Below are 21,353 nucleotides of genomic sequence, written 5' to 3'. Positions count from 1 at the left end.
CGGGTAATGTCGGCCGCATGAAGATTCTCATCATCGAAGACGATCTGGAAGCGGCGGCCTATCTCACGAAAGCCTTTCGTGAGGCGGGTATCGTCGCCGACCACGCAAGCGACGGCGAAAGCGGCCTCTTCATGGGGACCGAAAACACCTACGACGTGCTTGTCATCGACCGCATGCTGCCGCGCCGCGATGGCCTTTCCGTCATCGCCGAGCTGCGCCGCAAGGGCATCCACACCCCCGTTCTCATTCTCTCCGCCCTTGGCCAGGTCGACGACCGCGTGACCGGCCTGCGCGCCGGCGGCGACGACTATCTCCCGAAGCCCTATGCCTTCAGCGAACTTCTGGCGCGCGTCGAGGTGCTCGGCCGTCGCAAGGGAACGCCCGATCAGGACGTCGTCTACCGCGTCGGCGATCTCGAGCTCGATCGGCTCGCCCATGAAGTGCGCCGCGGCGGCAAGGACATTCCGCTGCAGCCACGCGAATTCCGCCTGCTCGAATATCTGATGAAGAACGCCGGCCAGGTGGTCACACGCACCATGCTGCTCGAAAACGTCTGGGATTATCACTTCGACCCGCAGACCAACGTCATCGACGTGCATGTGTCGCGGCTGCGTTCCAAGATCGAGAAGGATTTCAGCATGCCGCTGCTGAAAACCATTCGCGGCGCCGGCTACATGATCAAGGATGACGGATGAACCGCTTCCTGGTTCTCTTCAAGTCCACGGCAGTCCGCCTTTCGGCTCTCTACATCCTGCTCTTCGCCATCTGCGCCGCGACGCTCGTCTTCTACGTGACGGCGATGTCCGAGCGGCTGATGACCAACCAGATCTCGCGAGGCCGTGCAGCAGGAGGTCGATCAGGTTCAGCGCGCCTATGACAACGGCGGCATGAACCTGCTCCTGAGAACCATGGAGCGCCGAGCCCGTCAGCCGGGCGCCAACCTCTACATCATCGCCGGCCCCTCGGGCGATATCCTTGCCGGCAACGTCGCCTCCGTCCAGCCGGGCGTACTCGACGAGCAGGGCTGGACCAGCGTGCCGTTTCGCTACCAGCGATACGCGGAGGCCGGCCAGAGCAAGCCGCACATGGCCGTCGCCAACATCAACGTGCTCGACAATGGCCTGCGCATCCTGATCGGCCGCGACCTCGGCGAGCCGGAGGCGTTCCGCGTGCTCGTCAGGCAGGCACTGATGGTCGCGCTGGCGATCATGGGCCTCGGCGCGGTCATCATCTGGTTCGGCATCGGCCGCAACGCGCTGAAGCGCATCGATCGCATGTCGGCGGCGAGCAAAAAGATCATGGCCGGCGATCTCTCGCAACGCCTGCCGGTCGGCGGCTCCGGCGACGAATTCGATCGTCTCTCCGTGTCGCTGAATGCGATGCTCGGCCGTATCGAGAAGTTGAACGAGGGACTGCGCCAGGTCTCCGACAACATCGCCCACGACCTGAAGACGCCGCTGACGCGACTGCGCAACAAGGCGGCCGACGCGATCGATACACCCGACGCCGATACCCGCCGCGTGGCGCTGGAAGGGATCATTTCGGAATCCGACCAGCTGATCCGCACCTTCAACGCGCTGCTGATGATCTCGCGCGTCGAGGCAGGCTCCGTCGCCGCCGAGATGACGACGATCGATCTCTCGGCCATCGTCGCCGACAGCGCCGAACTCTACGAGCCGGTGGCCGACGAGGCGGGCCTTGCCATGACCACTGATATCGAACCCGGCATCGAGGTGCAGGGCAACCGCGAACTGATCGGCCAGGCGATCTTCAACCTGATCGACAACGCCGTGAAATATTCCGCGGGCGCGGACGGCGAGGTCTCGCTGCGGCTAACGCGCCGTCCCGATGCCATCTGCCTGCAGGTCGCCGATCATGGCCCCGGCATCCCGGCCGACAAGCGCGAGGACGTGCTGAAGCGCTTCGTGCGGCTTGACGAGAGCCGCTCCAAGCCCGGCACCGGCCTGGGTCTGTCGCTTGTCGAAGCGGTGATGGAACTGCATGGCGGCAAGCTGGAACTGTCCGACACCGAGCCGGACGCGACGGCCAATAGAGGCCTCGCCGTCACGCTCGTCTTTCCCGTGAAGTAGGCGTTGCCGGCGACGCGCCGATTTGCCTGTTGGCCATTTGCGTCGCAGACCCTAACTTAGCCTCAGGTGGCGCAGGCAGCTTTGATTCTGCTTCGACTTTCGCCACCTGATGCCAGGGAGGGCGCATGCTGACGAATTCGACGCACAGCCTGAGCGAGGGGATCGACGGCCTGTTGAAGCCGTTGAGCAAGACCGAATTGAAGCTCGTTCTTGACGATCTGCACAAGATCGGCGCCGACGAACCCGCCGTGGCCGATATGCTGAAGAGCGACGGCGCGCTCCGCGATTTCATCCCGGCGGTGCTGACACTCTCGCCCTATCTGCGCGACATCCCCAACATCGATCCCGGCATCCTCACGATTGCGATAAGCGAGCCGCTGGAGCCGCGCCTGGAGGCGCTGATCCTCGAGGCGCGTGACGCCTGGATGCCGCGCGACGGCGCGTCTCCGAGCGAGAGCGAGGTCATGGGTCGCCTGCGTACGGTCAAGCGCCGGGTGGCGTTTCTGCTGGCGCTCGCCGATCTTGCCCGCGTCTTCGATGGCCGCATCACGACGGCGTGGCTGAGCAGGCTTGCCGAGGCTACGGTCTCTGCCGCGATCGATCACCTGCTGCTCTCCTCGCACGAGGCCCGAAAGCTGCAGCTGAAAAACGTGGCGCGCCCGAGCGAGGGATCGGGCCTTGTCGTGCTCGGCATGGGCAAGCTCGGCGCCTGCGAGCTCAACTATTCGTCCGACATCGATCTCGTGGTTTTCTTCGACGAGCATGCCGGTATCCTGTCCGATCCCGACGATGCGATCGATATCTTCCCGCGGCTGATGCGGCGGCTCGTCCGCATCATGCAGGAGCGGACGGGCGACGGATACGTCTTCAGGACCGATCTAAGGCTGCGCCCGGACCCCGGCGCGACGCCGCTTGCGGTGTCGATCGATGCCGCCATGGTCTATTACGAGGGCAGGGGGCAGAACTGGGAGCGCGCCGCCTTCATCAAGGCCCGCCCGATTGCGGGCGATATCGCGGCCGGCGACCGCTTCCTGCGCGATCTCACCCCCTTCGTCTTCCGCAAGTATCTCGACTACGCGGCGATCTCGGACATCCACTCGATCAAGCGGCAGATCCACGCGCACAAGGGCCATGGGGCGATCACCGTCAAGGGGCACAACGTCAAGCTCGGTCGCGGCGGTATCCGCGAGATCGAGTTCTTCGCCCAGACGCAGCAGCTGATCGCCGGCGGACGCATGCCGGCGCTGCGCTCGCGCGCCACCGAGGAAACGCTTCACGAGCTCACCAAGGCCAAGTGGATCGACGAGGAGACCCGCGAGGAGCTGACGGAAGCCTACTGGTTCCTGCGCGACGTCGAGCATCGCATCCAGATGGTCCGCGACGAGCAGACCCACCTGCTGCCCGAGACCGAGGGTGAATTGAAGCGCATCGCCTATATGATGGGTTTCAGCGACACGCCGAGTTTCTCCGAGCGCCTTGTCGAGGTCTTCAAGACCGTCGAGCGCCGTTATGCCCGGCTGTTCGAGCAGGAGACCAGGCTGTCGACGGAGACGGGCAACCTCGTCTTTACCGGCCAGAACGATGATCCCGACACGCTGGTCACCCTGCGCAAGCTCGGCTTCGAACGGCCCTCCGACATCTCGCGCGTCATCCGCACCTGGCACTACGGGCGCTACAAGGCGACGCAGTCCGTCGAGGCGCGCGAACGGCTGACGGAACTGACGCCGGAACTGTTGCGCGTCTTCGGCGAAAGCAAGCGCGCCGACGAGGCGATCCTGCGGTTCGACAGCTTCATCTCGGGGCTGCCCGCGGGCATCCAGCTCTTCTCGCTGCTCGGCAGCAATCCGGCGCTGCTGTCGCTGATCGTCTACATCATGTCGGCGGCGCCGAAGCTCGCCGAAGTCATCGCCGCCAGGCCGCACGTCTTCGACGGCATGCTCGATCCCGGCCTGATGGCCGAGCTTCCGACGCGGGACTATCTGGCGGGACGGCTCAAGGGCTCGCTGCAGCAGGCGCGCTACTACGAGGAGGTGCTGGACCGACTGCGCATCTTCGCCGCCGAGCAGCGCTTCCTGATCGGCATTCGCCTGCTGACGGGCTCGATCAACGGCGCGATGGCCGGCCGCGCCTTCACGCACCTGGCCGATCTCATCGTCGAGGCGGCGCTGAATGCGGTGCTCTCGGAAATCGAGGCGGCGCACGGCAAGTTCCCCGGCGGCCGCGTCGCCGTCGCCGGAATGGGTAAGCTCGGGAGCTTCGAACTGACGGCGGGCTCCGACATCGACCTCATCCTGCTTTACGACTACGACGATGCGGCCGAGGAATCCGATGGCGCCAAGCCGCTGGACGCGGTTCGCTACTTCACCCGCATCACCCAGCGGCTGATCGCCGCCCTGTCGGCGCCGACGGCCGAGGGCGTGCTCTACGAGGTCGACATGCGCCTGCGCCCCTCGGGCAACAAGGGACCGGTCGCCACCCGCGTCGGCTCGTTCGCGAAATACCAACGCGAGGAGGCCTGGACCTGGGAGCATATGGCGCTCAGCCGTGCGCGGCTGATCTGCGGCGATGCCAGCCTGATCGATGACGTCGAGCGCGTGATCGTGGAAGTGCTGTCGATGCGGCGGGACGTGAAGAAGGTGGCGAAGGATGTGGCCGAGATGCGCGCGCTCATCGAACAGGAAAAGCCGCCGGCCAACATGTGGGACCTGAAGCTCGTCCCCGGCGGTGTCGTGGATATCGAGTTCATCGCGCAATATCTGGCGCTGATCGCGCCGGCGAAGGATGTCGCGGTCAAGGTCAATGGGGTCAGCACCGGCGAAGCGCTGAGAGAACTGGGCGCGCCGTTGATGGCGGCGGCCGATCTCGATAGCTGCATCAAGGCCTTCGCGCTCTACACCGAGCTCTCGCAGCTCATCCGCCTCTGCATCGATGGCCCATTCGACCCCAAGGACGCTCCGGCGGGTCTCATCGATCTCGTCTGCCGGGCCGGGGATTGCCCCGACATCAAGACGCTCGAGGGAGAGATGAAGCAGCTGTCAAGGACGGTGCGGAAGGTCTTCCAGTCGGTCGTCAAAAATTAAGCGGCGCTGTCGGGGATCAGCAGCGAAATCACCGTGCCGATCGCCTCGCGCGAACGTATCTTCATGCGCCCGCCGTGCAGCGTCGTCAGCGAGCGGGAGATGGCGAGGCCAAGTCCGGAGCCGCCCTTGCTCTTGGCGTACTGGTTCTGGACCTGTTCGAAGGGCTGGCCGATCTTGCTGAGCGCGGTGGTCGGGATGCCGATGCCGGTATCGGCGATCGTCAGCATCACGCCGCCCGAGGTGCGCCGCGTGCGCACCGCGATCCGGCCGCCTTCGTCGGTGAACTTCACGGCGTTGGACAGCAGGTTGAGCAGGATCTGCTTCACCGCCCGGCGATCGGCCGTCAGCGTCATGCCATCGCAGATGCGCTGCTGGATCTCGATCCGCTTTTCGCGTGCCGGGATCGCGGTGAAGCGAAGGCTTTCCTCGATCAGCGGCGCGAGGTCGATCGTCTCGCACTGAAGCTTCATGTGGCCCGCTTCGATTTTCGACATGTCGAGAATGTCGTTGATGACGTTGAGCAGGTGCCGGCCGCTGTGGTGGATGTCGCGGGCATACTCGTCGTACTTGGCCGAGCCGAGCGGACCGAACATCTCGTCCTGCAGGATCTCGGAGAAGCCGAGGATGGCGTTGAGCGGCGTGCGCAGTTCGTGAGACATGTTGGCGAGGAACTCGGATTTCGCCTTGTTGGCGGCCTCCGCCCGTTCCTTCTCCGCAAGGTAGTTGGCGTTTGCCAAAGACAGCGCCGACTTCTGGCTTTCCAGCGACTGGCGGGAGGAGGAGAGGTCGCCGATCGTCGCCATCAGGCGGCGCTCGGAATCGCGCAGGCGCTCCTGGTTGCGCTTCAGAAGCGTGATGTCGGTGCCGACGGAAACCATGCCGCCGTCGCGGGTGCGCCGCTCGTTGATCTGCAGCCAGCGCTCGTCGGCGAGCTGCACTTCGCTGGTGCGCGAGTAGCCGCTGCCATGGGCGTCGGCGATCCGGCGCTCGATGACGGGGCGGGCGGCGGCGGCGTTGACAGCGGCGCGCTCCGTGCCGGGCACCAGCACGTTGTCGGGAAGGCCATAGGCCTGCTGGAAGTGGGTGTTGCACATGACCAGCCGGTCGTTCTTGTCCCACAGCACGAAGGCTTCGGAGGTGCTTTCGATCGCGTCCGCCAGCCGCTGGTCGGCTTCCGCGTAGCGCTGCGCGAGACGGTGCTGTTCGGTCACGTCCATGGCGATGCCGATCATGTGGACATTGCCGGCATTGGTGCGGATGACCTGCGCGCGAGCGCGCATCCAGACGTAATGGCCGGCGGCATGGCGCATGCGGAAGATCTGGTCGATCTGCTCCGCGTCGCCCCGGGCGACCGAACGGGCGATCTCGTAGATACCGCTGTCGTCGGGGTGCATCAGCCGGGCCGCGTCGCCGAAGCACATGTTGCCGTCGCCACCCGGAAGGCCGAGCATCTGGTACATCGAGCGCGACCAGAAGAATTCGCGACGATCGAAATCGAAATCCCACAGGCCGCAGCGGCCGCGCGACAGCGCCGTTTCGACGCGCAGGTTGGATCTCGACGAAGATCTCGTCGGCATGGCGGGCGCGCCGAACCTGCATGTAGTAGGCGTAGAGAATGACCAGCAGGATCGAGGAAATGCCGGCGAACAGGGTGACGTTGAGCGTCAGCTCCTCGCGCCACAGCTTGCTGACGCGATCGAGCGACGTTGCCGCGACCACATAGCCGCCGCTGTCGCCGATGAGCGTAATCTGCGCGTAATGCGGCTGGCCGGCGATGGTCGTCTCGATGACGCCCGCCCGGTCGCCGAAGCGGCGGATCGCGGACACTTCGGAGAAGAAGTCGCCGATCCCGGCGCCGACATAGGCAGCGCCGGCGGCGGAAGCCGCGAAGACCTTGCCGCTCGACTGCACAAGAAGAACGAAGGCGTCGTCGCCGAGGCGGTCCTGCGGCAGGAAGCGGGCAAGGCGCGCCTGGCCCTCGGCCGCGTCGCCGCTGTCGAAGATGGCGGCCGAATCCGCGAAGGCGGCGGCGGCCGTCGCGGCGGCGAGCGTCGTGGAGTGACGGGCCGCGGCCTGCATGCGGTCGTGCTCGGAGAGCATTCCGAAGAAATACGAGGCCGCGACGACAGCCAGGAATGCGACGATCAGGATGGGGATGGCGCGTTTCAACACGGACTCGGCATGCGTGTAGCTTCGGGAAGAGGAGGAGGGGCGCGAGGTGACGGTAGCCTTGCCGGTGAAGCTCTCACGCCAGGCGCGGAAGCTTTCGAAATCGACACGCAGCCGTCCCTCGGCCACGGTTGCCCGCCGCACGTTCATCATTTTTCAGCCTTGATCCCTCGTGATTCGCTGCGCCGCTCGCCCGAACCTGACTCAATGAATCACTGGTGATTCGCCTTGTCCAGAGGAAAAGGTAAAAATCTGTTAACCGATTCTAAGTGCTGATTTTTCCAAGGTTCATCGGAGGCGGCTTCGACCGGCTCGGCCGCCTCGCGTTGCAAATCACCCCTTGAGGGTGCGCTCGACGATGTCGCGAACATCGGTCGACAGTGCCGGCGCTTCGGCGATCGCGGTCAGTGCCTTGCGTGCATGTTCGGCGCGCGCGGGCTCGAGCGAGCGCCAGGAGCGCATGGAGGTGAGGATGCGCGCCGCCAACTGCGGGTTGCGTGTGTCGATATCGAGGATCTCGCGAGCGAGGAAGCGGTAGCCCTCTCCATCCGCGCGTCCGAAGCCGGTGGGGTTGCCGAAGGCGAATGTGCCGACCAGCGCGCGCACCCGGTTGGGATTGCTGCGCTTGAACTGCGGATTGTCCATCAGCTTCAGCACCCGCTCGAGCGCCTTCGCACCCGGAATGGTCGCCTGCACCGAGAACCATTTGTCGATGACGAGCGCGTTTCCGGCAAAGCGGTCATGGAACGTGGACAGCGCCGCGGCTGCCTCGCTGCTGTCGGGGAAGCGGTGCGCGAGGATCGTCAGCGCCTGCATGAGGTCGGTCATGTTGTTGGCGGCATCGAAGGCCGCCTTTGCCCGATCAGGCACGTTCTCGGCGTAGGACAGATAGGTGAGCGCGCTGTTGCGGAGCGCACGGCGGCCAGCGCTCCTGGCGTCCGGGCTGAAATCGCCGGGCGTGGTCATGCTGTCGTAGAGTGCCGCGAAGACGCTCTTGCCTGCGTCGGCGACCTGCTGAAGCACGGCGGAGCGGCCGGCGTGGATGGCGTCGGGGTCGTTGTTGCCGCCGAGTTCGCGGGCGATGTCGGATCCGCTCGGAAGCGCCAGCGCCTGGGCGCGGAAGGCCGGCTCCAGCGTTTCGTCCGCCGCTGCCGCAAGCAGCGCCTCGACGAAGTCCTTGGAAGCGACGACCGGCTTGCCGTCACGCGCATCGCGGGCGGCTGCAAGCAGCGTCGGCAATGCGAGGTCCGTCAGCGCCTGCCAGCGCGCGAAGTGATCGGTCTCGAAGCGGGCAAGCAGCGCCAGATCCGCGGGCGACTGATCGAAATGCAGGTTGATCGGGGCCGAGAAGCTGCGGTTGATAGAGACGATCGGCCGCGAGCCGATGCCCTTGAAGGTGGCTTTCTGGCTGCGCTCCGTCAGATGCAGCACGTTGTCGCCATACTCGGCGCCATCGACCGAGGACGGTTCGAGCGGCGTGCCGTCTTCGGCGAAGAGCGCGATGCTGAGCGGAATGTGCATCGGCTTCTTGTCGGTCTGGCCGGGCGTCGCAGGAACCATCTGCTCGAGCGCGAGCGTGAAGCTCTTGGCGGCGGCGTCATAGGCGCCTGAGGCGGTGACGAGCGGTGTGCCTGCCTGGTGATACCAGAGCGAGAACTGCGTCAGGTCGCGTCCGCTCACATCCTCGAAGGACTTGACGAAATCCTCGATCGTCACGGCCTGGCCATCATGCCGGTCGAAATAGAGATCCATGCCCTTCTTGAACAGGTCCTTGCCGAGCAGCGTCGCGATCATGCGCGTGACTTCGCTGCCCTTCTCGTAGACCGTCGTCGTGTAGAAGTTGTTGATTTCGCGATAGGTGGTCGGGCGCACCGGATGCGCCAGCGGGCCGCCATCCTCGGGGAACTGCTCGGATTTCAGGTGGCGCACCTCGGCGATGCGCTTGACCGGGCGCGAGCGCATGTCGGCCGAGAATTCGTGGTCGCGATAGACTGTCAGGCCTTCCTTGAGGCAGAGCTGGAACCAGTCGCGGCAGGTGATGCGGTTGCCGGTCCAGTTGTGGAAGTATTCGTGGGCGATGATCGCTTCGATGTTGGCGTAGTCCTGATCGGTCGCGGTCTCCGGATCGGCCAGCACGTATTTGTCATTGAAGACGTTGAGACCCTTGTTCTCCATGGCGCCCATGTTGAAGTCGGACACGGCGACGATCATGAAGATGTCGAGATCGTATTCGCGGCCGAACCGCTCCTCGTCCCACTTCATCGAGCGCTTCAGCGCATCCATGGCGTAGGCCGCGCGCGCTTCCTTGCCGTGCTCGACGTATATCTTCAGCGTGACCTCGCGTTCCGACGTGGTGACGAACGTGTCTTCGACGACACCGAGATCGCCGGCGACCAGCGCGAAGAGATAGCTCGGCTTCGGATGCGGATCGAACCAGGCGGCGAAGGCCCGGCCCTCGTCATAGCCGGCGCCGCCGAGGAAGTTGCCGTTGGACAGCATGACCGGGTTGGCGGCCTTGTCGCCGATGATGGTGATCGTGTAGGGCGCGAGCACATCGGGACGATCGGGGAAATAGGTGATGCGGCGGAAGCCCTCGGCCTCGCACTGGGTGCAGTAGACGCCGTTGGTGCGATAAAGGCCCATCAGCTTGGTGTTGGCCTCCGGATTGATGATCGTGGTGATCGTCAGTTCGAACGGCTTGGATTTCGGCAGGTTGCGGATCGTCAGGCTGTCTGGTGTCGCCGTATATTGGCTGGCCTTCATTTCGGTCTGGTCGAAGAGCAGGCCGGACAAAGCGAGTTCGTCACCGTCCAGAACGAGCGGCGCCTTGGGATCGGCGCCCTTGCGGCGGTGGAAGATAAGGCGGGCATCTACCTTGGTTGCGGTCGGGTCAAGTTCAAACGTCAGATCCACGCGCTCGAGTACGAAATCGGTGGGACGGTAATCTGCCAGATTGATGACCTGGCCGGTATCTGTGCGCATGATATTCCCTGAGACCTTTAGACAATGCTTCGCAAACAGAGTGGGCGCTCTGCCTTAAAATTTAATTGGTATAATTACACTAAAGTCTGAACTAAAGCTAAAGCCGAAGGTCGCGCATGCGTGTTTGGTTGCCGCGAGAACGGGGATATTGTAGCTCCGACCTCGCTATCTCAGATTGAGGATCGATTTGATCGCGGTCTCATCTTCGGTCTGTTGTACAACCACCCCATACCAGCCCAATCCGTCGTAATCCTCGTAGCCGAGCGTCTTCGCATAGGCGACGATGGAGCCGTTGTTGTCGTAATAGCTGCCGCGCTCCTGCCCATGCTGAATTTGCAGGGCAAACCGGCTGAACATCAGCGACGGATTGCTGCAGGCGATGATCCTCTTGGCGCCGTCGAGGATCATCACCGTGGTACGGTCGACGACCTGAGGCGGCAGATTGGCTTCCTTGTCGACGATGGCCTGTCCCTGGTTTTCCCAGTCGAAGTAGACGCCGAGCGTTCCGATGAGTTTTCCATCGAGTTTTCCGCCTTCACGCACGCCCGTCGCATAGACCAGCGCCGTACGCCCGCCATGCAGTTGGCTGTTGCAGACTTCGTCGACCACGTAATCGCTGCCGGATTGGCAAAGGATCGCCGTCTTGTACCAGGCTTCGCCGGCCAGCGAGATATTGACGAGCCGCCGTTGGAAATCGGGATTGGCCGACGCGATGATCCGGCCCTTGAGGTCGGTCAGCACGAGATCGAGATAGACGGTATAGAAGCGGTTGATGACGCCGAGACGCTCGGCCGCGAAGCTGGCGCTTTCCGCGCCTGGTTCCTGCAAGGTTTGCCAGAGCGCAGCGTCCGTCGCCCACCAGCGCACATCCGCGGTCCGCTCGAAAAGATTGCGAACGATCAGCTGAACGAGCGTCTGCGCAAGGTCGGTCAGCCGAACGCCTTCGAGCTCGTTGACCAGCCCATCCGCCATTCGGCGCGAAAGGCCGATGCGGCCGAGAACGTTGCTCTCGAACGTGCCGGCGATCTCGCTGGCGATCTGGGCGAGACGCTGCACCTCGTTGGCGACGACCGCGAAGCCCTTGCCGGTCTCGCCGGCCCGCGCCGCTTCGATGAGCGCGTTGATCGCCAGCAGCCTGATCTGCTTGACGACATGTGTATTGTCGGCGCTGAAGCGTTCGAGATCGGAGCCGATCCCCTCTGTCACGACCCGCATGGAGCGCGGCGTTGCCGCCGGCTGCTGGCGTTCGGGTGTCGTAGACGGCATCATGAGCATGCCTCCTGAAACAGGTTTAAGTTGTGGATCTATGAAAAGCTATGTGTGCAATAGAGAATCAATGCGAGTTTATGGTTCTCAAACTGTTAATGGCGCGGATCGACGCCAATTATTATTGGGTGGTTTCGCCAAATTCCCCGACTTCCGAGGGGCAAACGACACATTTCCGGCCGACGCCGCACGCACACCGCGCTTTTCCGACGTTTTATCCTGTTCTTTCGAACGAACCGCTGGCACATTGGGCAGGCATCGAATCCGATGCGATCCCCCGACGTTCAATTGGTGAATTCGCGAGTTTCTGACATGCGGCCGGTATTCGAAAATCCGATGCGAGGCATCGCATGCAAGATCGCCTCCGTCGTCTTGTTTCTGGGGATGCAGACCTTCATCAAGCTTGCCGGCGCCGGCATCCAGCCCGGCCAAGTCACCTTCTACAGGTCGTTTTTCGCATTGTTCCCGATCGTGGCTTTCCTTGCCTATCGCGGGCAGCTGAAAACGTCGTTCTACACCACCAATCCGGTCGGCCATCTCAAGCGCGGCACGCTTGGAATCATCTCGATGGGACTCGGCTTTTACGGCCTGTTGCATCTGCCGTTGCCGGAAGCGATCGCGCTTGGCTATGCCATGCCGCTGATCGCGGTGGTCTTCGCCGCGCTGCTTCTCGGCGAGACGGTGCGCATCTATCGCTGGAGCGCGGTCTTCGTCGGCCTGATCGGCGTGGCGATCGTGTCCTGGCCGAAGCTCACGCTGTTTCGCGATGGCGGCGTCGAGACGGAACAGGCGATCGGCGCTGTCACGGTGCTGCTCGCCTCCGTTCTCGGCGGCCTTGCCATGATCCAGGTGAGAAAGCTGGTCGAGGAAGAAAAGACCTCGACCATCGTGCTCTATTTCTCGATCACCGCCTCGGTCTTCTCGCTGTTCACGGTACCTTTCGGCTGGGACATGCTCGATCTCGCTCCACAACTGTACCTCATCGCCGCCGGCTTCTGCGGTGGCGTTGCACAGATCTTTCTGACGGAAAGCTACCGCCATGCGGATGTCTCGACCGTCGCGCCGTTTGAATACTCGTCCATCGTTCTGGGCAGTGTGCTCGCCTACTTCGTGTTCGACGATATCCCGACCACCAGCATGCTGATCGGAACCGCTGTCATCGTCGCCGCCGGCATTTTCATCATCTACCGCGAGCATCAGCTGGAACTCGAGCGGTCGGCTGCGCGAAAGGCCAGTTCTCCGTAACGACGTGGTCACGAAATTGTGTGGCTAAGTGTCGCAAAACTCATGCATTTTTGATCCCGAGCGAACGTTCCCACGGAATTTGAGGGTGGCGCGCGAGCGCCCGTCATGCTTTGTAAACATGAGCAATTTTCATTTATTTATACACTCTTATGTTGAAAATAAGTGGCGGCTTCATGTTGCTGAGCTTGTGCATGGGCAAGTCGAGCGCCGTCCGGGAGATAAATGCCGTTTAGTGCCAGAGACCTGATAGCCGATCCCAGGTTCATTTTGGGTATTCGATTTCACGCAGGCCGCATGCGCGATATGTTCGATGCCGGGCCAAGGCTTGCGCGCCTGCTTGCGTCGCACCAGCGCTGGCTGCTGACCCAGGTCGCCTATGCGCTGAGCATGGAGCGCCTTGACGGCGATGCATCGTCGGGGCTGACGGCCACGGCGCTGACATCCGAGATTACCGCCTTCAAGGCGGCGAGCCGCAACACGATCCGCAGCTACATCGACGAAGTCGCCACCTATCGCTTCATTACCTGCGTTCCCGGCGAGGAGCGCAAGCGACCGCGCCGCTACGAGGTGGCCGAGACCGCGCAGCAGGCGATGGTCGGCTGGGTCTGGTCCAACCTGCTGGCGCTCGACGTTCTCGATGACGGCGACAGGGCGGAGCGGTTCCGCGCAGAATCCAGGGTGGATGCGGATGATGCAGCCGCGCATCGCGCGCGATTGCCTGCGCGATCCGGCCTGGCGCGAGCCGCCAAAGCGGGTTGGGCTCTTCATGTGGAACGACGCCGGCGGGCTTATCGTCGACTATCTCATGTCGAGGATCGATCCGGAAGATAAGCATCCCGACCGCTTTGTCGTCGGCCCGATCGACAGCAGGGCACTGGCGGCCGACTTCATGATATCGCGCACCCATCTGCAGCGCCTCTTCGCCAAGGCGACGCAGGACGGCTTCATGGGATGGGACGTCGACAAAAAGAAGCCGCCGCTCTGGATATCGCGCGCGTTCGTCGAGGAATATTGCCAGTGGCAGGCGATCAAGTTCGCCTATGTCGACCAGGCGTTTCACGCGGCAAGCGAGATGTCGGGAAAGCAGTAGATCTTGGCGTGTCGCCCGAAGGCGCCGCGTCAGGATTCGCTATCGTAGGCTTGCGCCGCGCATACGGCCGCGCGGATATGCTCGATGGTGTCGATCTTGCAAAGAAGTGAGATAAGGCGGGTCGTCATGAGAATAGCCGGAAAACGGCAGGGACGGCGGATGGCCGAACCCTGCGATCAATACTGCTGGAAATCCGCGAAGATGGCGGCCGGGCGCACGATGCGACCGCTTGCGCCAGTGCCCCGAGCGATCATCTGCTCGTTGGCGGCGAAGCCGGTGCGGCAGTAGCTCTGCGTGGTACGGCCGTGGCTGTTTGCGGTTCTCAAGGTTTCAAATCTGCAGTGTGTAGGACGACGAGTGTTGCTCATGGCCTTGGTTCCTTATGATTCCTCCCAAGACACAACGCTAATATTGCAGCGCACAATGGATTTCACAAGGCATAGGAATACGAGGCAGGAATGCGCCATGCGCATGGCTCTTGTCGCAAATCTGTCAACGTTGGCTATTTAGGAGGCAGAATTGAATTCCGTCAATTTTGCCTGAAATGCCAATAAATCGTTCCAAGCCAAGCGCTTATTGACCGGAGCGGTCAAGAGATCCTGCGGATGCAGCGTGGCGATGGCGGGGACGACGCGGTCGCCTGCGGCAATTTCTCGCCACTGGCCGCGCAAGCCGTGAATGGTGTCGCCTTCGCCGAAAAACACCCGCGCCGCGAAATTGCCGAGCAGGAGAATCACTTTCGGCTCGGCAAGCGCGATCTGCCGCTCGATGAAGGGACGGCAGATGTCCATCTCCGCCGGCGAGGCGACGCGATTGCCCGGCGGGCGCCATGGAATGACCTGGGTCAGGAGGATGCCGGCGCGGTCGAGCCCGATCGCGGCCAGCATCTTGTCCAGCAACTGGCCGGGGCGCCCTGCGAAAGGTTGCCCCTCGCGATCGTCCTCCGCGCCGGGCGCCGAGCCGATCAGCATGATACCGCTCGCAGCATCTCCGCTGGCAAAGATCGTCGAGCGCGCGCTGTGCTTGAGATTGCAGCCATTGAAGGCCTCGAGCGCGGTCTTCAGTTCCAACAGCGAACGCGCGCTTTCGGCGGCGAAGCGCGCCTGCTGGATCGCTTCGCTGTCAGGGATCGCTGGCTGTGGTCGCTGCGCCGAGCGCTCAGGCTGAGCCGCGCCGCGCTGCGTGGAGGCGGTCGCCGCACGCGAAGCCGTTTCACGCGCTTCCGGAGCCTGTGGGGCAGGGGCGGCGCTGCGTCGCGCCGCCTTCATCGCCTCGAATTCGGCGAAGCGATCGACGGCCTCGTCCTCCAGCAGCCACTCGACGCCGGCATCCGCATGGAAATGCAGAAGTGCTGCGAGTTCGCCTGGAGAGAGGTCGTGGACGGAGATCATGGGCGCGACATTACCGAAGCCAGAGCCTCAATGAAAGTGCGCAGCCGCCACATCCCGGCCTATTGCACTGTCCATTGCGCGATATCGTCGCGTTCGCCGATCAGCGCCAGGCCGTGCGCGATCGAGAGCATCTCGCCGCCGGTCTCGATGCGATCGGTGTCGAAGCGCTCGGTGAAGATGCGACGCACCGCCGGAACGAAGGATGTGCCGCCGGTGAGGAACACCTTGTCGATCGCGCTCGCTTCCGTATTGCTCTTTTGGAGCACATCATCGAGCGCGCCTTCGATGCGCGCGAGATCGTCGGAAATCCAGCTTTCGAAATCGGCGCGTGCCACCATGCGCTTTCCGGCGCGTCCGAGCGGCGAGAAGTTGAATTCGGCTTCATCGGCCGCCGACAGCGCCATCTTCGTGGCCGACACGGCCTGATACAGCGGGTAGCCTTCGTCGTGGTCGACGAGATCGATGAAGAGTTCCAGCTTCTCGGGTTCGAGTGCGGTCCTGACGAGCTTCTTAAGATCCTCATATTCGCGCGAGGTCTTGAAGATCGACAGCTGGTTCCAGCGGCTGAAGCTGGAGTAGTAGTTGGTCGGCACTTCAAGGATCTTGTCGAAGCTCTTGAAATGACTCCCCTTGCCGATTTCGGGCGCGACGACGTTGTCGATGATGCGTGCGTCGAAGTGATCGCCGGCGATGCCGACGCCGGAATGGCCGATCGGCGTGGCTTTCAGCTGGCCGGCGACGGTCTCGAAGCGGATCAGCGAATAGTCGGTCGTGCCGCCGCCGAAGTCGGCGACCAGCACGGTCGCATCGGCCTTCAGGTTCTGCGCGAAGTAGAAGGCGGCCGCGACCGGCTCATAGACATAGTGCACCTCCGGAAAGCCGAAGCGCGACAGCGCCTCGTTGTAGCGCTGCGTCGCCAGCACCGGATCTGGGCTCGCGCCGGCGAAATGCACCGGCCGGCCGGTGACGATGCGCGCCACGTCGGATGGCCAGTTGCTGCCGGCGTAATTGCTGAGGCGGCGGATGAACACCTCCATCAGGTCCTCGAAGCTGTGGCGCTTGGCGTAGATCAGCGTGCCCTGGAAGAGGGCGCTGGCGGCGAATGTCTTGATCGACTGCAGGAAGCGACAGTCACCGGGATTGTCGATGAACTGGCGGATCGCCGCATGGCCCGCCTCGACCTTCAGCGCCGATGCGCCGAGCTTGCCGTCCTTCATGAAGGACAGCGCCGTGCGCATGCTGTCGCTTTCACCGGCCGAGCTGGTGAAGCCCATCGAATGGGTGGTCTTGCCGTCCGCGGTGGCAAGTACGGTGTTGGTCGTGCCAAAGTCCAGACCTAGCGCTTGAGCCATGCTCGCACCTCTCAATGTCGATCGTTGCTGGAGACTGGAGCAATCGCTCCGCCGGGGCGCCAAGGGACGCCCGAATTCAAGAGGGCGCGTGATGCCACAGCGGTCTGTCTTATTCAAGACGCGGAAGCGCAAAATGAAACGGGCGCCGATGGGCGCCCGTGACATCATTCCGCCGCGATGGCCCGCGTTGGCTCCTCGTGCAGGTCTTCGGTCTTCTTTCGCCCGAAGCTGAGCAGCCAGTCGCTGAGCTTTCCCATCTCGACGAAGATGACAGGCGTGATGAACAGCGTCAGCGCCTGGCTGACGATGAGGCCGCCGACGACGGCGATGCCGAGCGGCTGGCGCAGCTCCGAACTCGCGCCCGAGCCGAGCGCGATCGGGAGCGCCCCGAGCAATGCGCAGAAGGTCGTCATCATGATCGGCCGGAAACGCCGCACGCAGGCTTCGTGGATGGCCTCGGACGAGGTCATGCCGGTGCCGGATCGCAGGTTCTCCAGCGCCACGTCGATCATCATGATCGCGTTCTTCTTGACGATGCCGATCAGCATCAGAAGGCCGATCAGCGCGATGATCGACAGGTCGAAGCCCATGACTTTCAGTGCCAGAAGCGCGCCGAGGGCTGCCGCCGGCAGGCCGGACAGGATCGTCAGCGGGTGAATGAAGCTCTCGTAGAGGACGCCGAGAACGACGTAGATCGTCAGCACCGCCGCCAGGATCAAGAGCGGCGTATTGCCCTGCGATTGCTCGAAGATCTGCGCAGTGCCGCCATAGGACGTGAACACGTCCGCTGGCATGTCGATGTCCTTCTTGATCTGGTCGATGGCCGCCGTCGCATCGCCGAGCGCTTGCCCGGCGGGCAGGTTGAACGATACCGTGGTCGAGACCAGCTGCCCCGTCTGGTTGATCGTCACCGGCCCGGTCGTGCGTTGCACGGTGGCGAAGTTCGACAGCGGAACCAGCGCGCCGCTCGACGAGGCCACGCGGATGTCCTGAAGCTTCTGATCGTCCCAGGGCGCGTTGGTGTCGTACTCGACGAGCACGTCGTAACTGTCGCCGGTCGACTGGATCTGCGCGGCCGCATATCCGCCGAACGCTTCCTGCAGCGTCGTCCGCAGCTGGTCGTCGGTGATGCCGAAGGCGGCGGCCTTTTCGGTGTCGACCTTGATATCGGCCTGCAGCGCGTTGTTCTGTGCGTCCGATGTCACGTCGGTAAAGCGCGGATCGCCGTGCATCGCCTGCTGGATCTTGTTGGCCCACAGGTTTGTCTGGTCGGCGCTGAGCGCCTGGACCACCAGCTGATATTGGCTGGCGGTCTGCCGCCCGCCAAAGCGCAGGCTCTGCTGCGGCGTGATGAAGGCCTGCAATCCGGGGATCTTGCTGATGCTGGCGCGCAGTTCGCGCAGCGTCTGGTCGAGCGGCGGCCGGTCCTTCTTGTCCTTCAATTCGACGAACATCGTGCCGTTGTTGAGCGGGCTGCGGGCATTGCCGCCGACGATCGACATGACGTGGTTGACTGCCGGGTTCTGCTTGACGAGCGCCGCCGCCTGGTTCTGCAGGTCCTTCATCGCCGGGTACGAGATGTCCTGGCGGGCGCGGGTGGAAATGTTGAGGCGGCCGATATCCTCGGTCGGGAAGAAGCTCGTCGGCAGCGTCATGAACAGGTAGACCGTCAGGCCGATCGAGGCGAGAAACAACCCGAGAATGGCCGGGCGGTGCGCCAGGCACCAGCCAACGGCGCGGTCGTAGCCGCGCAGCGTCCGCTCGAAGCCGGCGTCGAACCAGCGGATGAAGAAGGGTGGCTGGCTATGGCCGCTGCCGAGCCGCGAGGCCAGCATCGGCGTCACCGTCAGCGACACGACGGCCGATGCGACGATGGCGATCGCCACCACCATGCCGAACTCGTTGAATATGCGACCGACCACGCCGCCCATCAGAAGGATCGGGATGAACACCGCGATCAGCGAGACGGACATGGAGACGATCGTGTAGCTGACCTCGCCCGAGCCCTTGATCGCCGCTTCCAGCATCGGCATCCCGCCTTCGACGTGCCGGAGGATGTTTTCCAGCATCACGATCGCGTCGTCGACGACGAGGCCGACGGCGAGCGTCAGCCCGAGCAGCGAGATGTTGTCGACGCTGTAGCCCAGCACATACATCATCCCGAAAGTCGTGATCAGCGAAAGCGGCACGGCGAGGCCCGGGATCAGCGTTGCCGTCAGATGGCCAGTGAACAGGTAGATGACGAGAACGACGAGGCCGATCGTCAGGAACAGCGTGAACTTCACGTCCGAGATCGCGTCGCGGATCGGCTTGGCCGAATCGTTCATCACCTGCGTCGTCACCGATCCCGGTATCTCGGCGTGCAGTGCCGGCAGTTTCGCATTGATCGCATCGACCACGGCGACCGTGTTGGCGTCCGGCTGGCGCTGGATCGCCAGGATGATGCTCTGCTTGCCGTCGTACCAGCTGCCGGTGTTCTGGTTCTCGACGCTGTCCTCGACATCGGCGACATCGCTGAGATGGATCGGCGCGCCGCCGGGATTGGCGATGACGAGGCTGCGGAACTGTTCGGCGTTGGTACGCTGCGTGTCGGCGTTGATCGTCATGCTCTGGCTGTCGTTCTGCAGGGTGCCGACGGGAACTTGACTATTGGCGGCCTGGATCGCCTTGTTGACCGTATCGATCCCCAGACCACGGTTCAGCAGCTTGTTCGGATCGACCTCGACACGCACGGCATAGGTCTGCGCCCCGAATACCGAGACCTCGGCGACGCCGGGCAGGGTGGAGAGCGATGGCGAGATGATGTTCTCTGCGATTTCGTCGAGCTTGCTGCGCGGCATCGTATCGCTCTGCACGGCGAGCAGCATGACGGGTGCGTCGGCCGGGTTGGTCTTTCTATAGCTCGGCGGCGTCGTCATGTTGTCGGGCAGCTGCCGCGTCGCATGCGAGATCGCCGCCTGAACGTCGGCGGCGGCCGCGTCGATATTGCGGTTGAGATCGAACTGCAGCACGATGCTGGTGTTCCCCAGCGAGTTGGTGGCGCTGATCTCGCTGATCCCGGGGATCGTCTCGAACTGCTTGATGAGAGGCGTCGCGACCGACGTCGCCATCGTCTTCGGCGAGGCGCCTGTCAGTGCCGCCGAGACGTTGATCGTCGGGAAATCGACCTGCGGCAGGGCTGCCACCGGCACCAGCTGATAGCCGGCGATGCCGGCAAGCACGGCGCCGATGGCGAGAAGCGTGGTGGCGACGGGGCGCCGGATACAGAAATTCGGTATCATTCTTGCGCGCCCGCCACGATGGTTTCGCTTGTCTTCGGCTGATCGGCCGCGGCGACGTTGATCGCCTTGCTATCGAATTCTTCCTTCACCGCCTGCTTGTCGATGAGCTGCGCCTGACCTTCAACGACCACATGGTCGCCCTCGGCAAGGCCCGCCGAGATCGCCGTATAGCCGCCATTCGCACGGGCGACGGTCACGGGCGCCAGGCGCACCTTTCCGTCGTTGACGACGAACGAGTAGAAGCCATCGGCGCCGGGGCTCACCGCCACCGTCGGCACGACGACCTGCTGTTCGTTGTCGTTGAAGTGGACGACGATGTTGACCGACTGGCCGGGCCACAGCGCACCCGATGCATTCTCGAACTTCGCCTTGGCGAGGATGGTGCCGGACGCGGTATCGACGGTGTTGTCGTAGAAGCTGATATGCCCGGTGCGCGGCTTGCCCTTGTCCGACGGCGGCACGGTGGTCACATCAACCGGACCGGCGGCGAGCGCCTGCTTCAACTGCCTGAGATCGCGCTCCTGCAGGTGGAACTTCACGTAGATCGGATCGTATTTCGCGATCGTGACGATCGCCGCGCCCGCCGTCACGAAGGCGCCGGGGCTGACGGCGACGTCGCCCAGGCGCCCGTCGAAGGGCGCCCTGATCTCCGTATGCTCTAGCAGTACCTGATCGGAAGCGAGCGTCGCCTTGTCCGCCTGGACGGTGGCGACGGCGGTGTCGCGCGCGGCCTTCGCCTGGTCATAGGTCTGCTGCGTTCCGGCTTTCGACGTCAACAGCTCCGAGGCGCGGGTAAGCGCCGTCTCGGCCTCGGCGACCGTCGCGGTATCCCGCACGATCATCGCATTGTCCTTGTCGACCGCGGCCTGTGCCGTTCGGCTGTCGAGCTTGGCGATGAGATCGCCTTGCTTGACGGTGGCACCGTCGGTGGCGATGATCTCGGTCACCAGCCCCTGTTCCTGCGCGGCGATCGTCGTATTGTCGTCGGCGTCGGCCCAGCCGGATGCCGTAACGTCGCGCGGCAGCACCGTCTTTGCGGCGGCCACGGTCTTCACCAGCGTCGGCCCGCCGCTTTTGCGCCCCTTGCCCTCCTGGTCGCCACCCTGTTGCGATCCATCGCTTCCGGCCTGTTTGCCCCCGGCGGCATAGGCCTGCTCGGTCGGTTTCGGTCCGAATTGCTGGAGATAGGGAATGCGATCCTTGTAGTGCCACGCGCCGAAGCCGGCTGCGGCGATAAGGCAGGTGCTGATCCAGAGTTTCTTCATGGTTGATACCGGTCGGGGGCTGTTGAGTATGTCCTATTCAGCCACGTTTATTGCGGCACGAAAAAGACACAATCCCCGTAAGGGCATCACTAAGTGGTTAGAATGGCTTAAATCTTCGTAATGTTCTCATGTTCTAAAAAGA

The 21,353-nt window shown here is 63.4% G+C and carries 10 protein-coding genes and 3 pseudogenes; 5 read left to right on the top strand and 8 right to left on the bottom strand.

Going from position 1 to position 21,353, the window contains the following annotated elements:
• The first annotated feature begins 17 nt into the window (after nt 1-17).
• The 3 genes and pseudogenes from P3R82_RS19470 (at nt 18) to P3R82_RS19460 (ending at nt 5,170) form a co-directional block, all read left to right on the top strand.
• On the top strand, nt 18-695 hold the full coding sequence (locus P3R82_RS19470) for a response regulator transcription factor (protein WP_283196380.1): 678 nt from the start codon (nt 18-20) through the stop codon (nt 693-695).
• Nucleotides 692-2,090: pseudogene (locus tag P3R82_RS19465) on the top strand (ATP-binding protein). Before P3R82_RS19470 ends, P3R82_RS19465 begins: the two are co-directional and overlap by 4 nt.
• Before the next feature lie 125 nt (nt 2,091-2,215).
• Nucleotides 2,216-5,170, top strand: a complete 2,955-nt coding sequence (locus P3R82_RS19460; RefSeq protein WP_283194958.1) for a bifunctional [glutamine synthetase] adenylyltransferase/[glutamine synthetase]-adenylyl-L-tyrosine phosphorylase — start codon at nt 2,216-2,218, stop codon at nt 5,168-5,170.
• Here the strand turns inward: P3R82_RS19460 and P3R82_RS19455 are convergent.
• The 3 genes and pseudogenes from P3R82_RS19455 to P3R82_RS19445 all read right to left on the bottom strand — a co-directional run bounded on the left by P3R82_RS19455 (nt 5,167) and on the right by P3R82_RS19445 (nt 11,590).
• Nucleotides 5,167-7,492 (bottom strand): annotated as a pseudogene (locus P3R82_RS19455) (ATP-binding protein). The gene P3R82_RS19460 and the pseudogene P3R82_RS19455 sit on opposite strands and share 4 nt — an antisense overlap.
• Before the next feature lie 180 nt (nt 7,493-7,672).
• Entirely contained in the window at nt 7,673-10,321 is a 2,649-nt protein-coding gene (gene pepN / locus P3R82_RS19450; protein WP_283194957.1) for an aminopeptidase N, read from the bottom strand.
• Nucleotides 10,322-10,486: 165 nt separating this feature from the next.
• Entirely contained in the window at nt 10,487-11,590 is a 1,104-nt protein-coding gene (locus P3R82_RS19445; protein WP_283194956.1) for a methyl-accepting chemotaxis protein, read from the bottom strand.
• A gap of 309 nt (nt 11,591-11,899) precedes the next feature.
• On the opposite strand from P3R82_RS19445, the gene P3R82_RS19440 reads away from it, so the two are divergent.
• Together P3R82_RS19440 and P3R82_RS19435 are read left to right on the top strand one after the other, a co-directional pair.
• Complete coding sequence (locus P3R82_RS19440) at nt 11,900-12,832, top strand: DMT family transporter (protein WP_283194955.1); 933 nt, start codon at nt 11,900-11,902, stop codon at nt 12,830-12,832.
• A 222-nt stretch (nt 12,833-13,054) separates the two neighbouring features.
• A pseudogene (locus P3R82_RS19435) lies at nt 13,055-13,922 on the top strand (hypothetical protein).
• 176 nt (nt 13,923-14,098) lie between these two features.
• Here the strand turns inward: P3R82_RS19435 and P3R82_RS19430 are convergent.
• The 5 genes from P3R82_RS19430 to P3R82_RS19410 form a co-directional block, all read right to left on the bottom strand.
• Nucleotides 14,099-14,290 (bottom strand): hypothetical protein, encoded by a 192-nt coding sequence (locus P3R82_RS19430; protein ID WP_183899459.1) that lies wholly within the window; start codon nt 14,288-14,290, stop codon nt 14,099-14,101.
• Nucleotides 14,291-14,428: 138 nt separating this feature from the next.
• Nucleotides 14,429-15,313, bottom strand: coding sequence for a uracil-DNA glycosylase (locus P3R82_RS19425; RefSeq protein WP_283194954.1), 885 nt, complete (start codon nt 15,311-15,313; stop codon nt 14,429-14,431).
• A gap of 59 nt (nt 15,314-15,372) precedes the next feature.
• Entirely contained in the window at nt 15,373-16,665 is a 1,293-nt protein-coding gene (locus tag P3R82_RS19420) for an Hsp70 family protein (RefSeq protein ID WP_283194953.1), read from the bottom strand.
• A 164-nt stretch (nt 16,666-16,829) separates the two neighbouring features.
• Nucleotides 16,830-19,946, bottom strand: coding sequence for an efflux RND transporter permease subunit (locus tag P3R82_RS19415; protein WP_283194952.1), 3,117 nt, complete (start codon nt 19,944-19,946; stop codon nt 16,830-16,832).
• Nucleotides 19,943-21,211: an efflux RND transporter periplasmic adaptor subunit gene (locus P3R82_RS19410; RefSeq protein ID WP_283194951.1), complete on the bottom strand. Its 1,269-nt coding sequence runs from the start codon at nt 21,209-21,211 to the stop codon at nt 19,943-19,945. The genes P3R82_RS19415 and P3R82_RS19410 overlap by 4 nt, the downstream gene beginning before the upstream one ends.
• Nucleotides 21,212-21,353: the final 142 nt, after the last annotated feature.

Source organism: Rhizobium sp. AN80A (genome assembly GCF_030053015.1).
GTDB classification, from domain to species: Bacteria; Pseudomonadota; Alphaproteobacteria; order Rhizobiales; family Rhizobiaceae; genus Rhizobium; species Rhizobium metallidurans.
Note: the sequence above shows the minus strand (reverse complement) of the source record. Positions and strands in the feature narration are given on the sequence as shown.

What these genes read in the sequence shown, in the direction of transcription:
- P3R82_RS19420 (WP_283194953.1), bottom strand. Translation starts at nt 16,665, where the DNA reads ATGGCTCAAGCGCTAGGTCTGGACTTTGGCACGACCAACACCGTACTT.
- P3R82_RS19470 (WP_283196380.1), top strand. Translation starts at nt 18, where the DNA reads ATGAAGATTCTCATCATCGAAGACGATCTGGAAGCGGCGGCCTATCTC.
- P3R82_RS19430 (WP_183899459.1), bottom strand. Translation starts at nt 14,290, where the DNA reads ATGAGCAACACTCGTCGTCCTACACACTGCAGATTTGAAACCTTGAGA.
- P3R82_RS19460 (WP_283194958.1), top strand. Translation starts at nt 2,216, where the DNA reads ATGCTGACGAATTCGACGCACAGCCTGAGCGAGGGGATCGACGGCCTG.
- pepN (WP_283194957.1), bottom strand. Translation starts at nt 10,321, where the DNA reads ATGCGCACAGATACCGGCCAGGTCATCAATCTGGCAGATTACCGTCCC.
- P3R82_RS19440 (WP_283194955.1), top strand. Translation starts at nt 11,900, where the DNA reads ATGCGGCCGGTATTCGAAAATCCGATGCGAGGCATCGCATGCAAGATC.
- P3R82_RS19415 (WP_283194952.1), bottom strand. Translation starts at nt 19,946, where the DNA reads ATGATACCGAATTTCTGTATCCGGCGCCCCGTCGCCACCACGCTTCTC.
- P3R82_RS19425 (WP_283194954.1), bottom strand. Translation starts at nt 15,313, where the DNA reads ATGATCTCCGTCCACGACCTCTCTCCAGGCGAACTCGCAGCACTTCTG.
- P3R82_RS19410 (WP_283194951.1), bottom strand. Translation starts at nt 21,211, where the DNA reads ATGAAGAAACTCTGGATCAGCACCTGCCTTATCGCCGCAGCCGGCTTC.
- P3R82_RS19445 (WP_283194956.1), bottom strand. Translation starts at nt 11,590, where the DNA reads ATGATGCCGTCTACGACACCCGAACGCCAGCAGCCGGCGGCAACGCCG.